This window comes from Pandoraea commovens (assembly GCF_902459615.1).
Lineage (GTDB): Bacteria > Pseudomonadota > Gammaproteobacteria > Burkholderiales > Burkholderiaceae > Pandoraea > Pandoraea commovens.
In genome coordinates this window covers 106,030-123,625 of record NZ_CABPSA010000008.1, presented here as the reverse complement: position 1 = coordinate 123,625, position 17,596 = coordinate 106,030, and the positions used below count along the sequence as shown (strand labels likewise).

The window sequence follows — 17,596 nt, the reverse complement described above, 5'->3', positions numbered from 1 at the left end:
CGCCTCGCCCCGGGATGGCTTACTCGTCGCGCTCGCCCGGCTCGTACAACGCTTCGCGGCCAATGCGATCGAGGCACAGCTCGGCCGTCCACGGCAACATCAGCGCGCCGCAACGCGAATCGCGATACATGCGTTCGAGCGGCAAGGTCTTGAGCATCGACTGCCCGCCGCACGTGCGAATCGCGAGACGGCACAACTCGTTGGCATTCTCCATGATCGTGTACTGCGCTGCATACGCGCGCAGGCGGGCCTCCTTGCCCGGATCGGCTCGACCGTCCTGCAAAGCCCGCAGGAACAGCGCGCGCGTTTGCTCCAGCATGATGTGCATCTGCGCGACGGCGATCTGCTTGGTCGGGTACATGCGACGCTTGACCGGCGCGCCCATGCCTTCGGCTTCGCCACGCAGATATTTGACGGTGAAGTCGTACGCGGCCTGCGCGATCCCCATATAGGTCGGCGCAAGCGTCATGAACATATGCGGCCAGCGGCTCGCAGCCTGATAGTAGACGCCGCGCGGCATCAGTTGCAGTTCGTCCGGGACGAACACGTCCTTGAAGAGCAGCGTACGCGAGACGGTGCCGCGCATGCCGAGCGGATCCCAGTCGCCGGTGACGGTCACGCCCGGGGCGTTGCCCGGCACGGCGATGTAGAAGGTGTCCTTCATCGACAGTTCGGGCTTGTCTTCCGTGCACAGCACGCCGTAGTAATTCGCCGCACCGGAGAGCGATGCGAAGATCTTGCGACCGTTGATCATCCAGCCGCCGTCGACCTTCGTCGCCGTGGTGCCGAACGGCGCTTTGCCTGCGGCCGCCGCGCTGCCTTCGGAGAACGGCTGCGCGTAGATCGCGCCGTCCTGAATCACACGTTCGAAGTGATGCTTGCGATAGCCCGCGTGCTCAGCGCGTTGTTCGGGCGTCATGTCGAGATCGTCCGACAAAATGCCGGTCCACATCATCGAGCACGTATGCATGTTGAACGTGAGCGCGGTCGCGCCGCAATGGCGGCCCAGCTCGGCGGACACCATCATGTACGTGGCGAAGTCAGCGCCCAACCCACCGTCTTCTTCCGGGATGCACAACTTCAGCAGACCGGCGGCGCGCATGTCGTCGTAGTTCTCGAACGGGAACGACGCTTCGCGGTCCCAGCGCGCGGCGCGCGGGGCGAGCGACTCACGGCCGACCTGTTCTGCCAGCGCCAGCAGGCGCCGCTGCTTGTCCGTGAGCGGGAAGTGCTCGCCGACGATCGAGGGAGGCTGATAGGCCACGGTTGTCTCCTGATGTTTGTTCTAGAGCGTTGCGAGGAAGGTGCGCACCTCGGCGTCGAAGGCAGCCGGGTGTGTCAGATTCATGAGATGGCCTGCGCCGGGCAGGCAGACGTAGTGGGCGTCGGGAATCGACTCGGCCATGCGCGCCATCACTTTCGGCGGCGCATTGGTGTCGTGTTCGCCCGCGATCAGCAACACCGGCACGTTCAGACGCGCAAGTGCCGCGCGCTGCTCGAAGCCGACGAGTGCTTGCAACGCGGCGCGATAGGCGGGCGGTGTGAGCGCGCCCATTGCGTCGACGGCCAGTGCGTGTGCGCTCGCGCGTGTCGCGTCATCGGGCTCGCCGAGCATGCCCGGCACGATCGCTTCGGCCATCTCGCGCAGGGTCTTACCCTCGTCGAGCGGTGCAGTGCGCTGACGCACGAACTCGCGCTGGAAGTCGCCGTCGGGCTTGCCGAAAGCCGGTGACGTGCCGCACAACACGAGCCCAGCGACGTCGCGGGTCGCGGGTGCGCCGCGCGCCATCAATTCCTGCACGACCATGCCGCCCATGCTGTGTCCGACGAGGACAAAGCGTGGCGCCTCCGATGCGGGCGACGTCGAACGCAATCTATCGAGCAACGCGCGAAGGCTATCGGCAAGCGCCGCCATCGTTGGTTCTGCGGGCATGGCGCTGTCGCCGTAACCCGGCATGTCCCACGCCACGACCCGATAACCGGCAGCGACGAACGTGTCGAACTGCTCGGGCCAGACGTGACGGTTGCCGCCAATGCCATGCAGCAGGACGAGCGTGAGTGGACCGTCGCCCGCCTCCCGGTAGGCGGGCACAGCCCTTGCGTGCGACGTCATGATGCGAATTCGCCTTGCAGTTGCCCGTCACGCACAACGACGTCGCCGTCGAGGGCGATCGTGCATTTACGCAACGGCAGATCGAAGTGACCCAGCGTGTGGCGGCCCGCCACCTCGTTGGCTCCCGTCGAGTAGAGGAAGTTGCCTGCGAAGGCGCGCTGCTCCGTGCCGTTGCAGTCGCGCTTGTCGTAGCAGGCGAGTGCATCCCAGCGGGCGCGCGGGTTCAGCCCGAAGCCGACGTGCGACACGGCATACGCCTCGCGATCGCCCCACGCGGCGAAGTAATCGCGCATGAGATCAACGTCCACACCCTCTCCGTCGATGGCCACGACATAGTCGTCCTCGACGGTGAGCGCGATGCGATCGCGCAAGTATTGTTTGAAGGTGAGATTGATGTCGCCCGGCGCGAGCACGAGCTGGCCGTTGACGCTATGCGCGGCGGGAAACGCCAGCGCGAGGCCCCCGGGCCAATGCGCGACCTGCCCCGGTTTGGCGCACCAGCCCCAGACGCCCCCCACACGCGCGTCGCGAAGTCCGATGCGCAAATCGGTGCCGGCAGCGGACGTCACATGCATTTCTGCTGCACTGCGCAAACGCTTGATCGCGGCGCGCACTTTCGGCTCCAGCGCCGGGTCGGTGGCGCAGCGCTCCAGAATCTCGGGATGTTCGTTGGACACCATCAGCACGCGCGCGCCGCCGCCCAGGATCTCGGGCAGTTCGGGGGCATGTAACAGGCCTTCGACGGTGCAATCGACGACGAGCGTCGCCGCCTTGAGGGCCGCCACGACGGGGGCCAGTTGCCCCAGCGCGTCGCTTGCTCCGGTCGAGCGCACCGGCACGGGTGCACTGACACGCGCACTGGGCACCACCAGCCGGAACGGCCTTGCGCCAAGCGCCTCGACGGCCAACTGCGCCAATTCCACATTGATAGGCCGGGATTGCGTTTCAGCTACAATCGCCACCACATCACCGGGTCGTATGTCGCAGCGCCGCAAGGTCTCGGCAAATACGTCGATCCACTTATGCTCGATTCGCTCGATCAGCATATCGTCTCCTGAGCGTCTGACCCTTGCGCCCTTGCCGGGCAACGTTGGCCGTCACGCGTCTTGTCGATCTGTTGTTCGTGCCATAGTATATGAATATTCATACAAATCAACCCGATCAAATTAGCCGGACGGGAGTGCAGGGAAAGTGAACGCCAATCGCGCTTCGGCGCCTGAATTCGACAGCGCAGCTTTTCGCAGTGCGCTCGGTCAATTTGCGACCGGTGTCACCGTGATCACCACGCGGGCCGACGACGGCTCGCTCATCGGCATCACCGCCAGTTCGTTCAATTCGGTGTCGCTCACGCCGCCGCTCATCTTGTGGAGTCTTGCCACGCGTGCGGGCAGCATGCCCGTGTTCCGTGAGAACACACATTACGCTGTGAACGTGCTCGCTGCCGACCAGCTCGATCTGTGCAAGCGCTTCGCGACGATGAAGGGCGACCGGTTCGCGGGCGTGCCGTACACGCTGTCGGCGTCGGGCACGCCGGTGCTGGACGGCGCACTCGCCTGGTTCGAATGCCACAACCGCAGCCGTTACGACGAAGGCGATCACGTCATCTTCGTGGGTGAAGTGGAGCGTTGCGGCGTGCATACGGATGTTGCTGAGCGCATGCCCCTGATCTTCCACGCCGGTGGCTTCCACAAGCCGCAGTCGCTGGGCTGAGGCACATCATGTCCGCTGCGCGGCCAGCCACCCCGACTTCATCCGACACGCCGTTCGTCGACGACTATCTGCTGTATCTGCTCGCCCGCGCGAGCGCGCTCGTGTCGGACGAGTTTCATCGAGAAGTGGCCGCTGCCGATCTCGGCGTGCTGGAGTGGCGTGTGCTGGCCACGCTGTCCGACGGGCAGGCGCGCACCATCAATCAACTGGCGGACATCGTGCTCGCCAAGCAGCCGACCGTCACCAAGGTCATCGATCGGCTCGAAGCGTCGGGCGACGTCGTTCGGGGCGAGAGCGCCACTGACCGTCGGCAATCGCTGGTCTCGCTCACCGACGCGGGCATCGCCCACGTCACCCCGCTGCTGGCGGGTGCGCGACATCATGAGGCGAGCGTGCTCGCGCGATTCGGCGAGACGCAGTCGGCACAACTCAAGGAGGCACTGCGCGAGCTCATCCACCAGATGACACATCGACGCTAGTCGCCTTCGCCGTCCACCGCCCCTCTCCTCCTCCCCCCGTATTACCCCGCCGACGAATTTGGGCGAACTCGCATCGAATTCGATCAAATTCGCAAAACTTAAAATAATCCACCACGAAATCGGCATAAATGTTTGCCTGATTTCAATTCAGCCTGCCCGGCCATTCGAATACGCAAGCACCTGCGGCGAAGAATTTCCTACACTATCTGGGACTTCTTCCTCCACAAAACGCGCCTTATCAAGCGCTTGCGTATGAACGTTTCGAACGCTCCGGAAGCTCCGAATACAGCGGCCCTCCCCGCAGAAGTGGCCACCACGACCGAGCGTCGCGTGTGGGACATCAGCGCGCCCTTGTCAGCAGACACCCCCGTATGGCCCGGCGACACGCCGCTGACCGAGGAAGCCGTCTGGCAGATCGGTCCCGGCTGCCCGGTCAACGTGGGCCGCATCACGCTCTCGCCGCACACTGGCGCGCATGCCGATGCGCCGCGTCATTACGACGACGCGGGCGTTTGCATCGGCGAAGTCGACCTTCAGACGTATCTGGGGCCGTGCCGCGTGATCCATTGCATTGGGGCGTCGCCGGTCGTCACGCCAGAGATGGTCGCGCCGCACCTCGCCAACGTTCCGCCGCGCGTGCTGTTGCGCACCTACACGCAAGCGCCCGTCTCGCGCTGGGACAGCGAGTTTTGCGCCGTCGCTCCGGAGACGATCGATTTGCTGGCGTCGCATGGTGTGAAGCTCGTGGGCATCGATACGCCCTCGCTCGATCCGCAGCAGAGCAAGACGATGGACGCGCATCACCGCATTCGTGCGCATCGCATGGCGATCCTCGAAGGGCTGGTGCTCGACGCCATCGCGCCAGCCGATTACGAACTCATCGCGCTGCCGCTGAAGTTCATGCGGCTCGATGCGAGTCCGGTGCGCGCAGTGCTTCGCGCCCTCTGAGCATCGCGGCACACACGGTTTTCTTTTTTCATCCAACGCTTTTACTCATTACTCAACTACGCAAACCATGACGTCTTCTCGCAACGATTGTCTGGCCCTCGACGCGGCCGATGCCCTTGCGCCGCTGCGCGCGCAATTCGACCTGCCCAAGGATGTGATCTATCTCGACGGCAACTCGCTGGGCGCGCGTCCGATCGCGTCGGCAAAGCGTGCGCAGGAAGTGATTACCGGCGAATGGGGCGTGGGCCTTATTCGTAGCTGGAACGAAGCCGACTGGTTCGCGTTGCCGCGCACGCTCGGCGACAACCTTGCCCCGATCATCGGTGCAGGCAAGGGCGAAGTCGTGGTGACGGACACCACGTCGAGCAACCTCTTCAAGGTGATGGCCGCCGCGCTCGACGCACAACGTCAGCGCTCGCCCAAGCGCCGCGTCGTGATCTCCGAGCGCAGCAACTTCCCGACGGATCTGTACATCGTGCAGGGGCTGACGCGTCTGCTCGACGACGGTTACTCGCTGCGTCTGATCGACTCGCCGGACGAACTGCAAAGCGCGCTGGGCGACGACGTCGCCGTGGTGCTGCTCACGCACGTGAACTACCGCACGGGCGCCATGTACGACATGAAAGCGCGCACGGCCGAGATTCATGCGAGCGGCGCGCTCGCGGTGTGGGATCTGTGCCACTCGGCGGGCGCGGTGCCGGTCGATCTGAACGGTGCTGACGCCGATTACGCGGTGGGTTGCACGTACAAGTACCTGAACGGCGGCCCGGGTTCGCCTGCGTTCGTGTGGGTCAACAAGAAGCATCAGGACACGTTCTGGCAGCCGCTGTCGGGCTGGTGGGGCCACCGCACGCCGTTCGCGATGACGCCGGAGTACACGCCGGACGACGGCATCGGCCGTTACCTGTGCGGCACGCAGCCAATCGTCTCGCTGTCGCTGGTGCAATGTGGTCTGGACATTTTTGCGCAGACGTCGATGGACGCATTGCGTCGCAAGTCGCTCGCGCTGACGGACCTGTTCATCAAGCTGGTCGAAGAGCGTTGCGCCGAATTCCCGCTGACGCTGGTGACGCCGCGCGATCATGCGTCGCGTGGTTCGCAGGTGAGCTTCGAGCATCCGGAAGGTTTCGCCGTGATTCAGGCACTGATTGCGCGCGGCGTGATCGGCGACTACCGCGAGCCGCGCATCATGCGTTTCGGCATGACGCCGCTGTACACGAGCTTTGCCGACGTGTGGGATTCGGTCGAGATTCTGCGCGACGTGCTGAGCACCGGTTCGTGGGACAAGCCCGAGTTCCACCGCCGTGGCGCGGTGACCTGAGCGAGGAGTTGTCAGCATGACCAAGCCGTCCCCCAAGGCCACGACGCCGACGTCTGACTCGAGCGCATCTTCATCCGCCTCGCCCGCTCAGGGCGGGTGCCCGTTCGGGCATGGAAGCGAAGCGACTGGCGGTGCGTCCGCCACGTCCGCCAGCACGTCTGCCAACGCCACGCAGTGGCACGACGCGCAGCTCGATTTCTCGAAGAGCATGAGCTATGGCGACTACCTGTCGCTCGATCCGATTCTGAATGCGCAGCATCCGCGTTCGACGGATCACAACGAGATGCTGTTCATCATCCAGCATCAGACGAGTGAACTGTGGATGAAGCTCGCGCTGTACGAGTTGCAGGCAGCGCGCACAGCCGTTCATAACGACGAACTGCCACCGGCGTTCAAGATGCTGGCGCGTGTGTCGCGTATTCTTGAGCAGTTGGTGCAGGCGTGGAGCGTGCTGGCGACGATGACGCCGTCGGAGTATTCGTCGATGCGTCCGTCGCTGGGTAGCTCGTCGGGCTTCCAGTCGTATCAGTACCGCATTCTGGAGTTCATGCTGGGCAACAAGAATGCGGCGATGCTTGCGCCACATTCGCATCGCCCGGACCTGTATCAGCAGGTCGAAGCTGCGCTCAACGCGCCGTCGTTCTATGACGAAGTGGTGCGTCTGCTCGCACGTCGCGGCTTTGCGATTGCACCGGAGCGTCTGGAGCGTGACTGGACGAAGCCGACGCCGCACGACACGACCGTCGAAGCCGCGTGGCTTGAGGTGTATCGCAACCCGTCGCAACACTGGGAGCTATACGAGATGGCCGAAGAACTGGTTGATCTCGAGGACGCTTTCCGTCAGTGGCGCTTCCGTCATGTGACTACGGTTGAGCGCATCATCGGCTTCAAGCAAGGGACCGGCGGTACCAATGGCGCGCCGTATCTGCGCAAGATGCTCGACGTGGTGTTGTTCCCCGAGCTTTGGCACGTGCGGACATTGCTGTAATGGTTTGGTTGGAACGGGTCGCTTAGATTCAGTGAGCGCCGTTGCCCGATGCCCGGGCAACGGCGTTTGTTCGTTTACCCGATCGTTGGAATGCGCTTAGCACCCTTGTCACATGCCCGGGGCAGCGGCGCTTGCCCGGCCCCTGACTCCGCTCCAAAACCTTTTAAGTCGCTACGTCAGGGGCCGGACAATCACCGCCATCGGATGTCCGAAAACCCCGTGCGGTGATCGACCGTTCGGTGTCGTCGCATCGATAGCGGTAAAGAATCGGGTTGGGTGTCGCCCGCGGTGCGACTTAAAAGGTAGTGGAGCGCCGCGGGCGACACTCAACCCGATTAACCACAGACCGATTAAGCGTTTCCGCTCAGACGAGCGGCCAATTGTTTCAATCGGGGTTTGATCTCCTCCCGAAACCGGGAGCGGTGATCGACCGTTCGGTGTCGTCGCATCGATAGCGGTGAAGAATCGGGTTGGGTGTCGCCCGCGGTGCGACTTAAAAGGTAGTGGAGCGCCGCGGGCGACACCCAACCCGATTAACCACAGACCGATTAAGCGTTTCCACTCAGCCGAGCGGCCAACTGTTTCAATCGGGGTCCGATCTCATCCCGAAACACCGAATCCGGAATCGAGGAGGACGGCCCGCTGCAACTGATCGCGAGCCAACGGTTCTGCCGGATGTCGCGAAGTGGCACGGCGACGGCGTTGACGCCTTCATGCCACTCGCGAAACGAGTAGCAGAGCCCTTCCCGCTTGTAGGATTCGATCCCCTTGTCGACGCCCGATTGCAGGGCATCCCAGCCGACATTGCGCAGTGCGGCGGGATTGGCGTCGTAGGCATCGTGCAGATCCGAGAGCATCGTCTCGCGCTCGGTCGGCGTCATGGCCGCGAGGTAGACGCGCCCCATCGAACTGGTCAGCATCGACAGGCGGGAGCCTGCCGTCAGACCCAGCGTGAGATGCGCGGAGTCGCTGCGAATCGTCTCCAGATACATCATGTCCACGCCCTCTCGACAGCCGAGGGAGATCGAACATCCCATTTCTTTGGCAAGCGCGCGCATATGAGGACGCGCCAGCGTCAGCATATCGGTGCCGTTCAGGAAGGCATAGCCGAGGGCCAGCACGCCCGCGTCCAGTGCATATTTGCCCAGGTCAACGTCGTAACGCAGGTAGCCGAGTTCGGTGAGGGTGTAGGCCAGACGGCTCACCGTCGCTTTCGGCAAGCCCGTGCGCGCTGCGAAATCGCGGTTGCCGAGCAGCATGTCGTCCGGCCCGAAGGCGCGCAGCAGTTCGAGGCCTCGTGCCAACGCCGTGACGAACTTGCGCTCGTCGTGCGACGGCGACACACCATGAGCCGGCGCACCGGTAAGGGCAGACAGGGACGTTTTGATCACAGCCATCGCGCACTCCGCATCGACTTCACAGTCACTTTGAACATACCGGGCAAGCAGGATCGGACAAGATCAAACAGATTCGGCCAGTGCATGCACTGGCCGTTGCCCGGCGAAAAATTTTAGTGTTAAACTAACTTCGATTTCAGAACATTGTTCCGCATTGCGGAACTTTCGTCAAGTTGATTGGAGGAGATGGGTCATGGCAGGCAATGCACAGTTTCACTGGGAAGATCCGCTGTTGCTCGACGCGCAGCTCACCACCGACGAGCGCATGATTCGCGACGCGGCCGCTGCGTATGCGAACGACAAGCTCGCGCCGCGTGTGCTCGAAGCGTTCCGTCACGAGCGCACCGACGCATCGATCTTTCGCGAGATGGGCGAGATCGGTCTGCTCGGCCCGACGATCCCCGAACAATATGGCGGCCCCGGTCTGAACTATGTGGCCTACGGCCTGATCGCCCGCGAAGTCGAGCGCGTGGATTCGGGCTATCGCTCAATGATGTCCGTGCAGTCGTCGCTGGTCATGGTCCCGATCTATGAGTTCGGCAGCGAAGCGCAGAAGCAGAAGTACCTGCCGAAGCTCGCCAGCGGCGAATGGATCGGCTGCTTCGGTCTGACCGAGCCGAACCACGGTTCGGACCCGGCGGGCATGACCACGCGCGCCAAGAAGGTCGCCGGTGGTTATGAACTGAGCGGCAGCAAGATGTGGATCACGAATTCGCCCATCGCCGATGTCTTCGTCGTCTGGGGCAAGCTCGCCGACGAGAGCGGCGAAGAGAAGATCCGCGGCTTCATTCTGGAAAAAGACTGGAAGGGTCTGTCGGCCCCCGCGATTCACGGCAAGGTCGGCCTGCGTGCGTCCATCACCGGCGAGATCGTGATGGATCAGGTCTTCGTGCCGGAAGAGAACCTGATGCCGGGCGTCTCCGGTCTGAAGGGGCCGTTCACGTGCCTGAACTCGGCCCGCTACGGCATCGCCTGGGGCGCACTGGGCGCCGCTGAGTTCTGCTGGCACATGGCACGTCAGTATGTGCTCGATCGTCAGCAGTTCGGTCGCCCGCTCGCCGCCAACCAGCTGATCCAGAAGAAGCTGGCCGACATGCAGACGGAAATCACGCTGGGCCTGCAAGGCTGCCTGCGTCTGGGTCGCATGAAGGACGAAGGCACGGCGGCGGTCGAGATCACCTCGATCATGAAGCGCAACTCGTGCGGCAAGGCACTCGACGTGGCGCGTCTGGCCCGCGACATGCTCGGCGGCAACGGTATCTCGGACGAGTTCGGCATCGCCCGCCATCTCGTGAACCTCGAAGTGGTCAACACCTACGAAGGCACGCACGACATCCACGCCCTGATTCTGGGTCGCGCACAAACGGGTATTCAGGCGTTCTTCTGATTCCCTGAAGTTTGAGAAGTGGGCGCGAAATCGCGCCTACTTCTCTGCAACGTTGTTAGGTACGCGTCGTTTCTCGAGCCGCATGTCGCGGGCCGTCAATCCAACGAGTGACGGCGCGTACCCAACAAAAAAGCCAGCTCATGCGAGCTGGCTTTTTCGTTTCTTGCTGCGACATGTGCGGCGCATCGTCATGCGACCGCACATCCATCACTTATCGATTACTTATCGACTACTTATCGATTACTTGTTCGGCTGCGGCGTGAGGCGCAGATACGGACGCACGGCCTTGTAGCCCTTCGGGAATTTCTCCTTCAGTACGGCCTCGTCCTTGAGCGACGGCACAATCACCACGTCTTCGCCATCCTTCCAGTTGCCCGGCGTAGCGACCGAGTAGTTGTCGGTCAGTTGCAGCGAATCGATGACGCGCAGAATCTCGTCGAAGTTGCGGCCCGTGCTTGCCGGGTACGTGATGATCAGGCGCACCTTCTTCTTCGGATCGATCACGAACAGCGAGCGCACCGTCACGGTTTCGCTGGCGTTCGGGTGAATCATGTCGTACAGCTGCGAAACCTTGCGATCGCCGTCTGCCAGGATCGGGAAATTGACCGTGGTGTTCTGCGTTTCGTTGATGTCGCTGATCCAGCCCTTGTGCGACTCCGCATCGTCCACCGACAAGGCGATGGCCTTCACGTTACGTTTTTCGAACTCGCCCTTGAGTTTTGCAGTCAGACCCAATTCGGTCGTGCACACCGGCGTGTAGTCGGCCGGGTGCGAGAAAAGGACACCCCAGCCATCGCCGAGGAATTCGTGAAACTTGATCGTGCCGATCGACGAATCCTGCTCGAAGTCGGGAGCGATATCACCCAAACGCAATGTCATTTACAGTCTCCTTGAGAACCTTTCACTCAGTGGGATCAAGACTAAAGGATGCTAAGCTTAGTCAGAACGAATAAAAAATTTGTTCCAAATGATTTCTGGAAATATACCGCAGCCCGTCTGTTGTTTTCTGGCAACGACGCGTTGAAAGCGGTACGATAACCCCCATATCAGCCGCACATCCCCCCGCATTTTCCTCCCAGAAACGGGTAACGACTATGTCGCAAGTGCATATCAACAAGGAGAAGTTCATGACCGATATCAAATCCGTACTGGCTGACGCCGAAGACCTGCTCAAGCAAGCTGCCAACACGACCGGCGAGCGCGCCTCCGAACTGAGCGACAAGGCCCTCACGCTGCTCAAGCAAGCCAAGGAAAAAGCCTCGGACGTTCAGGTCGTCGTGGTTGAGAAGAGCAAGATGGCCGCTCGCGCAACTGACGACTACGTGCACGATCATCCGTGGCAAGCCGTGGGCATCGCCGCCGGTATCGGCGTGGTGATCGGCCTGCTGCTCAACCGCAAGTAAGCTCGCTGAATACGCGCAGTCAGCGCGACCAGCACAAGTCACTTTCTCGCCTACTCTGCCAAAGGCGGAGCCTGCCTGACCGGTGCGACGGGTCGGGTGGGCCGCCCCGTCCAGCCCATGACCGACAATGATCGCACGACCCCGCCGCGGCCTTCGCTGCGGCGCCTCGCCGGTGCGTTGCTCGAGATCCTTCAGTCGCGCATCGAACTCATCGGCATCGAATTGACCGAAGAGAAGGAACGCCTGATGGGCGTTGCGTTTCTCGGTCTTGCCGCAATGCTCTTCGGTGTTCTCGCCCTCGTGTCGCTGACCGCGCTGGTCATCGTCATTTTCTGGGACACCTATCGCCTCCAGGCCATGACCGGCATCTTCGTCGTGTATCTCTTGCTCGCGAGCTGGTGCGCCATGCGTGCGCGCAACATTCTGCGCGATGCCCCGATGCCGTTCGAAGCCACACTGGCCGAGTTCGAAAAGGACCGCGACGCCCTGCGTCCGGACTGAAGGAGACCCGCCCGTGCCGCTGGAACAGAACCATCCTCAACGACCGCGTCGCCCGCGTCAGTCGCGACGCTCCCGTCACGAACTCCTCGCGATCCGCAAGGAAATCGTACTCACGCGCATTGCCGTCGAGCGTGCCGAGCTGATCCAGGCGTCGCGTGTGACGCGCGAACGCCTGCGCAACTTCCGCTGGGTTCGCTACCTGTTGCCCGGTGGTCTCGCCCGCTTCTCCGGACTCGGCGGCCTCGGTGGCCTCGCCAACTCCGGCCTTAAGCTCGGCGGTCTGCTCGAACGCTATCCGCTCGTCAGCTCGGTGGCGTCGATTGCGCTGACGGGCCTCTCGCACACGCCGGTCGGACGCATCGCCCGTCGCGGACTCAAGTGGGGCAGCCTCGGCGTGCTCGCCTGGCAAGGCATCAAGCTCTGGCAGGAATCGACGAAAGGATCGTCGACACCAACCGACGCTTCGACAGACGCCGCGACGTCGACGAATCCCGCAACTTCACCTGCATCTGCCAAAGACAACGATCGCGGTTCCCCGCCGTTGATGTAACGCCAGCATTCGCGCCCCTCACCCATACGGCCGCCTACGCTTCGCAATGCTTTGCGACACGTGCGCGGCCGTAGGCGTTGATGGTGATGCAGATGCGTCGATCATGCCCTGCGATGCGCACCGTGCCCGACAGCCACTTGCGTGCCTCGGTCCGGATGAAGCCACTTTCGGCGAATGCCAGCCCTTGCGTGTAATACAAACCCCACCTCGCCTCAATGCTCACGCCTGGCGGCAACGGCGCATGACGCCCCAATAGCGTCTCGCCCGCATCCAGCCGGTGATTTCGGTTCTCGTCGACAAACGTCACCCAACCGCTGTTCAGACTCACACCGTCGTGCGGCGCGATTGCGATACGCCGATGCCGTCCCAATGCTTCAGCTCGCGCCGCTTGCATCGTCGCCAGAAATGCGCGCGCCGTCGTCTCCACCGCCACACGACGCCGCACCGCCTCTATCGACGGCGCAACAGCAAACAGCGCAATAGCAAACACCGCCATCGCCACCAGGCATTCGATCAGCGTGACGCCGCGCATCGGGCGCGCGACATGCCTATCGAACCCGTCGCGCCTACCGAGCTGTCGTGACGCACCGCTCCAATCACGCATCGCAATGCTCGCGTCTGGCACCGGGCACCTGCGTCGTTATCGCGCTGTCGTGCCAGGTCGCGACTTCGCGCCAGTTCAACCTGCGCGACGAGAACGAGATCCGTGCAGCACCTCCCGCCGCCGCGCGTCCGCGAGACGCGCGAACCTCATAAGTCGCTTGCAGGAAGACCCGCGTTCCGGGCAACTTGCCGCATCCCATCGCACTCACACGGTAGCGGCGCACGAGCGACGCCCTTGCCGCCTTCGCCTCGCGCGCGTCCGGCAGATACTCGGTGAACGCGATTCGCTCGATGAAGTACCGCGCTCTGCTCACGGAGACGACGCGCACATCGTTCCAGCCGATCCCGACCCAGCCCGCCATTTGATTGGGCTCGCGACTTCCGTCTCGATAACGCGCACCGATGACACCATGCGGGCCCTCGTCGAACTCGTACGCTGCGGCAATATCCGGTGCGTCCGCTCCGCCGACCAATCGCTCGCGTGCGGCCCTGAGTGCATCGTGCGCTGCGCCGAAAGCGAACACCCTGTCGTTCGTGTACGCGATGAAGCGGGTTGCCAGTTCACGGTGTTGCATGCCTGAGACCGCCAGCGCCATCAGGGCGGCGAGCCACATCACGATGAAGACACCAACCATTTCGCCTCCTCGCGAATACCGCCATCGTTGCGCCGGTAGGCCACCACCGTGAACACATGCAAATGGACGTCTCCGGCATTGGTCAGCCACTTGTACTCACGACCACCGGACGCCGCATCGAAGACTTCGACGGTCCGACCCGCGCGCTGTTTTCCCCCACGTCGCGGCGCCCCCCTCAACACTAGCGAAAATGCCACAGCACTCACGTTCTCCCAGCCACCGGACCCAGCCGGCGCGCTTGGAGGCTTGCGTCGCGCGTTCTTCACCGGTGTCATCCAACGCAATGGACCGGCTCCCCCCGCACGCACGCCCAGCCGGATATACATCGCCTCGACACCGATGACCAGCACCTGCGCAGGACGCAGCGTCGTGATCTTGTATCCCCGGTCGCCGTACCGACAGAACAGCGAGGGGACACCGTCTTCGCCTTTATCGACGTAGAATGCACTGACGTTACGGTCGTCACCATCGCTTCGCGCTCTGACGCTGGCCCCGCCGCAGTTCTGTACCGCGCCGTTGCCATTGCCGTTTTCGTCTCCGAAGCCCGCACCGTGGTACTGCACCTCCAGCATCGTGCTGCCCTGCCAGCCACGCTTCGGGCAAGTGTCGACCGTGCTGGCGCATTCCGCACTGGCTCGCAGTGAAGGCCAATCGCCTAGCCCGGGTTGAACAGATCGATCTGCGTTGAGGATCGGGCCTTCCAAAGGATCCCAATTTCGATATCCGGCCATGCCGACAGCACGCGTGAGTTGATTCAGCGCGAAGGCAGCACGCTCGTTCACCTCGTATCGCTCCGCCTGCACGCGCCACAATCGAATGCCCGCGAGATAGATCGCGGTCGCAGCCATCACGATCAGCAGCCCCAGCGGCATGGCGATCACCCATTCGAGCAGGGTAAAGCCGTGTATGCGGCGCTTGCCCGACGGTAGACGACAAGTCATTGGCGATGTCGTCATGGCAAACGGTCGACAGCCATGAGGGCGTGCATCGAAGGCGAAGGCAATGCGGTTGTGACCACGTTGTGCGCAACAACCCCTGAGGCCGACGACACGCCGCCCGCCGCTTGCCAGTGTGCGAAGCCCTGCGCACCGGCGACGAGCGCGGTCATCGTGAACAAGACGTCGAGCAGCGCCGCCCCTCGCATCGCGCGGCGACAACACACGTGCGGTCTCGGGCGTGTCGGTGGCGTCGGTGGTGTGAGTGGTGTGGGTGGGGACGATGCACGCACACGATTGCCTCGTACAACGCGTGACGTGTGATGCCCGATACGTTGCAGCATGTGATGACGATCCTGTTGCATGGCGTGGCTCCTTGGCTCGTTGATGGCGAGTTGACGACGTGTTCATCGTCGCGCATCGCCCGCTCCCAACCAATCGGACAGCACCGCAAAACCCACCCCGTTATGCGCCACCTCACTCTTCAAACACGTCACATCCGCCGCGCAAAAAAAACGGCGACCGAGGTCGCCGTCTTTCTTCTCATCGATGCTCGCCTATGGCACATCGCACACTGCCAACGCGCCATGCATCGTCATCACGCCTTGAGGGAATCGATGAGTTCGACGTAGGCCGTCTGCACTTCTTCCTTCGACTTGCCCTTGAGCATTTCCCAGGCGTCGAATTTAGCGCGGGCGACGAAGTCCATCGCACCGGGGCGGGAGCCGGAAACGTCGCCTTCCGTACCTTGCTTGAACAGCGCATAAATACGCAGCAGCGTCAGATTGTCGGGGCGTTCGGGCAGCGTCTTGGATTGGGCTACCGCCTCGTCGAAGCGGGCTTGAAGATCGCTCATGGTGTCTCTCCCTGGAAAAACAGTCAGCTTATAAGTGACCCGCGCGACGACCGGGCAAAATCCGCCAGATCAAATGCGGCACATGCGTCGACGCTCGGGATGTTGCGAATACAACGCGAACAAGGATAGCGACGATGGCCTACGCAAGGTAGGGGCCAGCGTAGAACCCCGCGTCTAAACCTCTCGGGAACTGAGTCGATTGTTACGAAACGATCGCGACGGACCGGACGCCTCAAAGAAAAACGCCCGGCATGGCCGGGCGCTTTTTCTCGATCATCGAACCTTACATCACGACGCAGAGGCTGCCGACGCCGTGCCTGCGTTCGCAGGTGCCGAGCGTTCTTCCCAACCGCCGCCCATCGCCTTGTACAGCGTGACGAGGTTGGTCCAGCGCGCCAGACGCGTCGCGATCAGCGTTTGCTGCGACGAGTACAGCGAGCGTTGCGCGACCAATGCGTTCAGATAGCTGTCGACGCCATTGCGGTAGCGCAGGTCCGAGAGTTTGTAGCTCTCGTCGCTCGCCTTCACGAGCGATTCCTGCGCCGCAATCTGATCGTCCAACGTGCCGCGTGCAGCCAGTCCGTCCGACACTTCGCGGAACGCCGTCTGAATCGCCTTCTCGTAGTTGGCGATCTCGATGCGCTTCTGCACCTTGGCCAGATCGAGGTTGGCGATGTTCTGCCCACCCGCGAAAATCGGCAGCGTGATGGTCGGTGCGAACGACCATGCGCCCTGCCCGCCCTTGAACAGATTGCTCAGCGATGCACTCGCCGTACCAGCATTCGCCGTCAACGAAATCGACGGGAAGAACGCCGCACGTGCTGCACCGATGTTCGCGTTGGCGCCCTTGAGCGTGTGCTCGGCAGCCGTCACGTCGGGGCGACGCAGCAGCAAGTCCGACGGCAGCCCGGCAGGCAGATCGGCCAGCAGGCCCTGCCCGTCGAGCGGACGTGCCGGCGGCAAATCGGCCGGCAACGGCTGGCCGATAAGCAGCGCCAGCGCGTTTTCGTCCTGCGCCACCTGACGCGTGTACTGCGCGAAGTTCGCACGCGCCGTATCGACCGGCGTTTGCGCCTGACGCAGGTCCAGCCCGGAGGCCGTGCCCACGTCGAAACTGCGCTTGGTCAGGTTATACGACGATTGCTGGCTCTTGAGCGTGTCCGACGTGAGCTTGAGCAGCTCCTGATCGGCCAGCCACGTGAGGTATGCCGTCGCCACTTCCGAGACGAGCGTGATATGCGCCGCCTTGGCCGTGTCCTCGCTCGCCAGGTACGATTCCAACGCCTGATCCTTCAGGCTCTGGATGCGACCGAACAGATCGAGTTCGTATGACGTGAAACCCACGCCGACCTGATAGCTGCGGCTGATACCCGCGCGACCCGACGACGACAGATCCGCCGGCGAGCGCTGAACCGACGCCTGACCTGCCGCCCCCACCGAGGGCAGCAGCGCCGAGCGCTGGATCTGGTACTGCGCACGTGCGGCTTCGACGTTGAGCATCGAGACACGCAAATCGCGGTTGTTCTCCAACGCGATCTCGATCAGCTTTTGCAGACGCGGATCGGCGAAGAAATCTCGCCATCCCAGATCGGCAGCCACGACATTGCTGTCGGCGGCGCCGTTCTGGTTCGCCGCGCCGGGCGTCTTGTAAGCCGGGCCCGTGGGGAACGACGTGGCGACCGGTGCCTCGGGCCGCTCATAGTGCGGCGCGAGGGTACAGCCTGCCAGGAACGCTGCCGCCAAGGCCATCGGCAATGCTTTGTGCTTCAT

Annotated in this window: 20 protein-coding genes; 9 read left to right on the top strand and 11 right to left on the bottom strand. The window is 62.9% G+C overall.

What is annotated here, in order from left to right; translation table 11 throughout:
* Positions 1-19: 19 nt before the first annotated feature.
* From PCO31010_RS20915 to PCO31010_RS20905, 3 genes are read right to left on the bottom strand one after another with little or no spacing between them, the layout of a single operon-like run.
* Positions 20-1,264, bottom strand: a complete 1,245-nt coding sequence (locus PCO31010_RS20915; protein WP_150665971.1) for an acyl-CoA dehydrogenase family protein — start codon at positions 1,262-1,264, stop codon at positions 20-22.
* 21 nt (positions 1,265-1,285) lie between these two features.
* Positions 1,286-2,113, bottom strand: coding sequence for an alpha/beta fold hydrolase (locus PCO31010_RS20910; protein ID WP_150665970.1), 828 nt, complete (start codon positions 2,111-2,113; stop codon positions 1,286-1,288).
* On the bottom strand, positions 2,110-3,159 hold the full coding sequence (locus tag PCO31010_RS20905; RefSeq protein WP_150665969.1) for a 2,5-dihydroxypyridine 5,6-dioxygenase NicX family protein: 1,050 nt from the start codon (positions 3,157-3,159) through the stop codon (positions 2,110-2,112). The genes PCO31010_RS20910 and PCO31010_RS20905 overlap by 4 nt, the downstream gene beginning before the upstream one ends.
* Before the next feature lie 145 nt (positions 3,160-3,304).
* Between PCO31010_RS20905 and PCO31010_RS20900 the strand changes: the two genes are divergently transcribed.
* The 5 genes from PCO31010_RS20900 to kynA all read left to right on the top strand — a co-directional run bounded on the left by PCO31010_RS20900 (position 3,305) and on the right by kynA (position 7,559).
* The gene (locus PCO31010_RS20900; RefSeq protein ID WP_150665968.1) at positions 3,305-3,823 is read left to right on the top strand and encodes a flavin reductase family protein; all 519 of its coding nucleotides are present in this window, start codon (positions 3,305-3,307) and stop codon (positions 3,821-3,823) included.
* Between the two features lie 8 nt (positions 3,824-3,831).
* On the top strand, positions 3,832-4,302 hold the full coding sequence (locus tag PCO31010_RS20895) for a MarR family winged helix-turn-helix transcriptional regulator (RefSeq protein ID WP_150665967.1): 471 nt from the start codon (positions 3,832-3,834) through the stop codon (positions 4,300-4,302).
* Positions 4,303-4,554: 252 nt separating this feature from the next.
* Positions 4,555-5,250, top strand: a complete 696-nt coding sequence (gene kynB / locus PCO31010_RS20890; protein ID WP_150665966.1) for an arylformamidase — start codon at positions 4,555-4,557, stop codon at positions 5,248-5,250.
* Positions 5,251-5,317: 67 nt separating this feature from the next.
* Complete coding sequence (gene kynU / locus PCO31010_RS20885; protein WP_150665965.1) at positions 5,318-6,571, top strand: kynureninase; 1,254 nt, start codon at positions 5,318-5,320, stop codon at positions 6,569-6,571.
* Positions 6,572-6,587: 16 nt separating this feature from the next.
* Complete coding sequence (gene kynA, locus PCO31010_RS20880; RefSeq protein WP_246184707.1) at positions 6,588-7,559, top strand: tryptophan 2,3-dioxygenase; 972 nt, start codon at positions 6,588-6,590, stop codon at positions 7,557-7,559.
* A gap of 548 nt (positions 7,560-8,107) precedes the next feature.
* Here the strand turns inward: kynA and PCO31010_RS20875 are convergent.
* Positions 8,108-8,956, bottom strand: coding sequence for an IclR family transcriptional regulator (locus PCO31010_RS20875; protein ID WP_224796617.1), 849 nt, complete (start codon positions 8,954-8,956; stop codon positions 8,108-8,110).
* 193 nt (positions 8,957-9,149) lie between these two features.
* On the opposite strand from PCO31010_RS20875, the gene PCO31010_RS20870 reads away from it, so the two are divergent.
* A complete protein-coding gene (locus PCO31010_RS20870) occupies positions 9,150-10,343 on the top strand; it encodes an acyl-CoA dehydrogenase (protein ID WP_150665964.1) in 1,194 nt (397 codons plus the stop codon).
* 240 nt (positions 10,344-10,583) lie between these two features.
* On the opposite strand, the gene PCO31010_RS20865 is transcribed toward PCO31010_RS20870, so the two are convergent.
* On the bottom strand, positions 10,584-11,222 hold the full coding sequence (locus PCO31010_RS20865) for a peroxiredoxin (RefSeq protein WP_150577184.1): 639 nt from the start codon (positions 11,220-11,222) through the stop codon (positions 10,584-10,586).
* 215 nt (positions 11,223-11,437) lie between these two features.
* Between PCO31010_RS20865 and PCO31010_RS20860 the strand changes: the two genes are divergently transcribed.
* The 3 genes from PCO31010_RS20860 to PCO31010_RS20850 all read left to right on the top strand — a co-directional run bounded on the left by PCO31010_RS20860 (position 11,438) and on the right by PCO31010_RS20850 (position 12,797).
* The gene (locus tag PCO31010_RS20860) at positions 11,438-11,746 is read left to right on the top strand and encodes an ElaB/YgaM/YqjD family protein (protein WP_150665963.1); all 309 of its coding nucleotides are present in this window, start codon (positions 11,438-11,440) and stop codon (positions 11,744-11,746) included.
* Positions 11,747-11,863: 117 nt separating this feature from the next.
* Positions 11,864-12,247: a phage holin family protein gene (locus tag PCO31010_RS20855; RefSeq protein WP_046292761.1), complete on the top strand. Its 384-nt coding sequence runs from the start codon at positions 11,864-11,866 to the stop codon at positions 12,245-12,247.
* Between the two features lie 13 nt (positions 12,248-12,260).
* Positions 12,261-12,797, top strand: a complete 537-nt coding sequence (locus tag PCO31010_RS20850; RefSeq protein ID WP_174985002.1) for a DUF3318 domain-containing protein — start codon at positions 12,261-12,263, stop codon at positions 12,795-12,797.
* 34 nt (positions 12,798-12,831) lie between these two features.
* Here the strand turns inward: PCO31010_RS20850 and PCO31010_RS26785 are convergent, their stop codons facing one another.
* The 6 genes from PCO31010_RS26785 to adeC form a co-directional block, all read right to left on the bottom strand.
* Entirely contained in the window at positions 12,832-13,329 is a 498-nt protein-coding gene (locus tag PCO31010_RS26785) for a GspH/FimT family pseudopilin (protein ID WP_217426186.1), read from the bottom strand.
* A 64-nt stretch (positions 13,330-13,393) separates the two neighbouring features.
* Positions 13,394-14,035 carry a pilus assembly PilX family protein gene (locus PCO31010_RS20840; RefSeq protein WP_150665960.1) on the bottom strand — a complete coding sequence of 214 codons (642 nt, stop codon included), beginning with the start codon at positions 14,033-14,035 and terminating at the stop codon, positions 13,394-13,396.
* Positions 14,014-14,976 (bottom strand): PilW family protein, encoded by a 963-nt coding sequence (locus PCO31010_RS20835; protein ID WP_174984999.1) that lies wholly within the window; start codon positions 14,974-14,976, stop codon positions 14,014-14,016. Before PCO31010_RS20835 ends, PCO31010_RS20840 begins: the two co-directional genes overlap by 22 nt.
* Positions 14,977-14,987: 11 nt before the next feature.
* Complete coding sequence (locus tag PCO31010_RS26695; RefSeq protein ID WP_174984996.1) at positions 14,988-15,335, bottom strand: hypothetical protein; 348 nt, start codon at positions 15,333-15,335, stop codon at positions 14,988-14,990.
* Between the two features lie 233 nt (positions 15,336-15,568).
* A complete protein-coding gene (locus tag PCO31010_RS20830) occupies positions 15,569-15,826 on the bottom strand; it encodes an acyl-CoA-binding protein (RefSeq protein ID WP_150665958.1) in 258 nt (85 codons plus the stop codon).
* A 288-nt stretch (positions 15,827-16,114) separates the two neighbouring features.
* Positions 16,115-17,596 carry an AdeC/AdeK/OprM family multidrug efflux complex outer membrane factor gene (gene adeC / locus PCO31010_RS20825; RefSeq protein WP_150577190.1) on the bottom strand — a complete coding sequence of 494 codons (1,482 nt, stop codon included), beginning with the start codon at positions 17,594-17,596 and terminating at the stop codon, positions 16,115-16,117.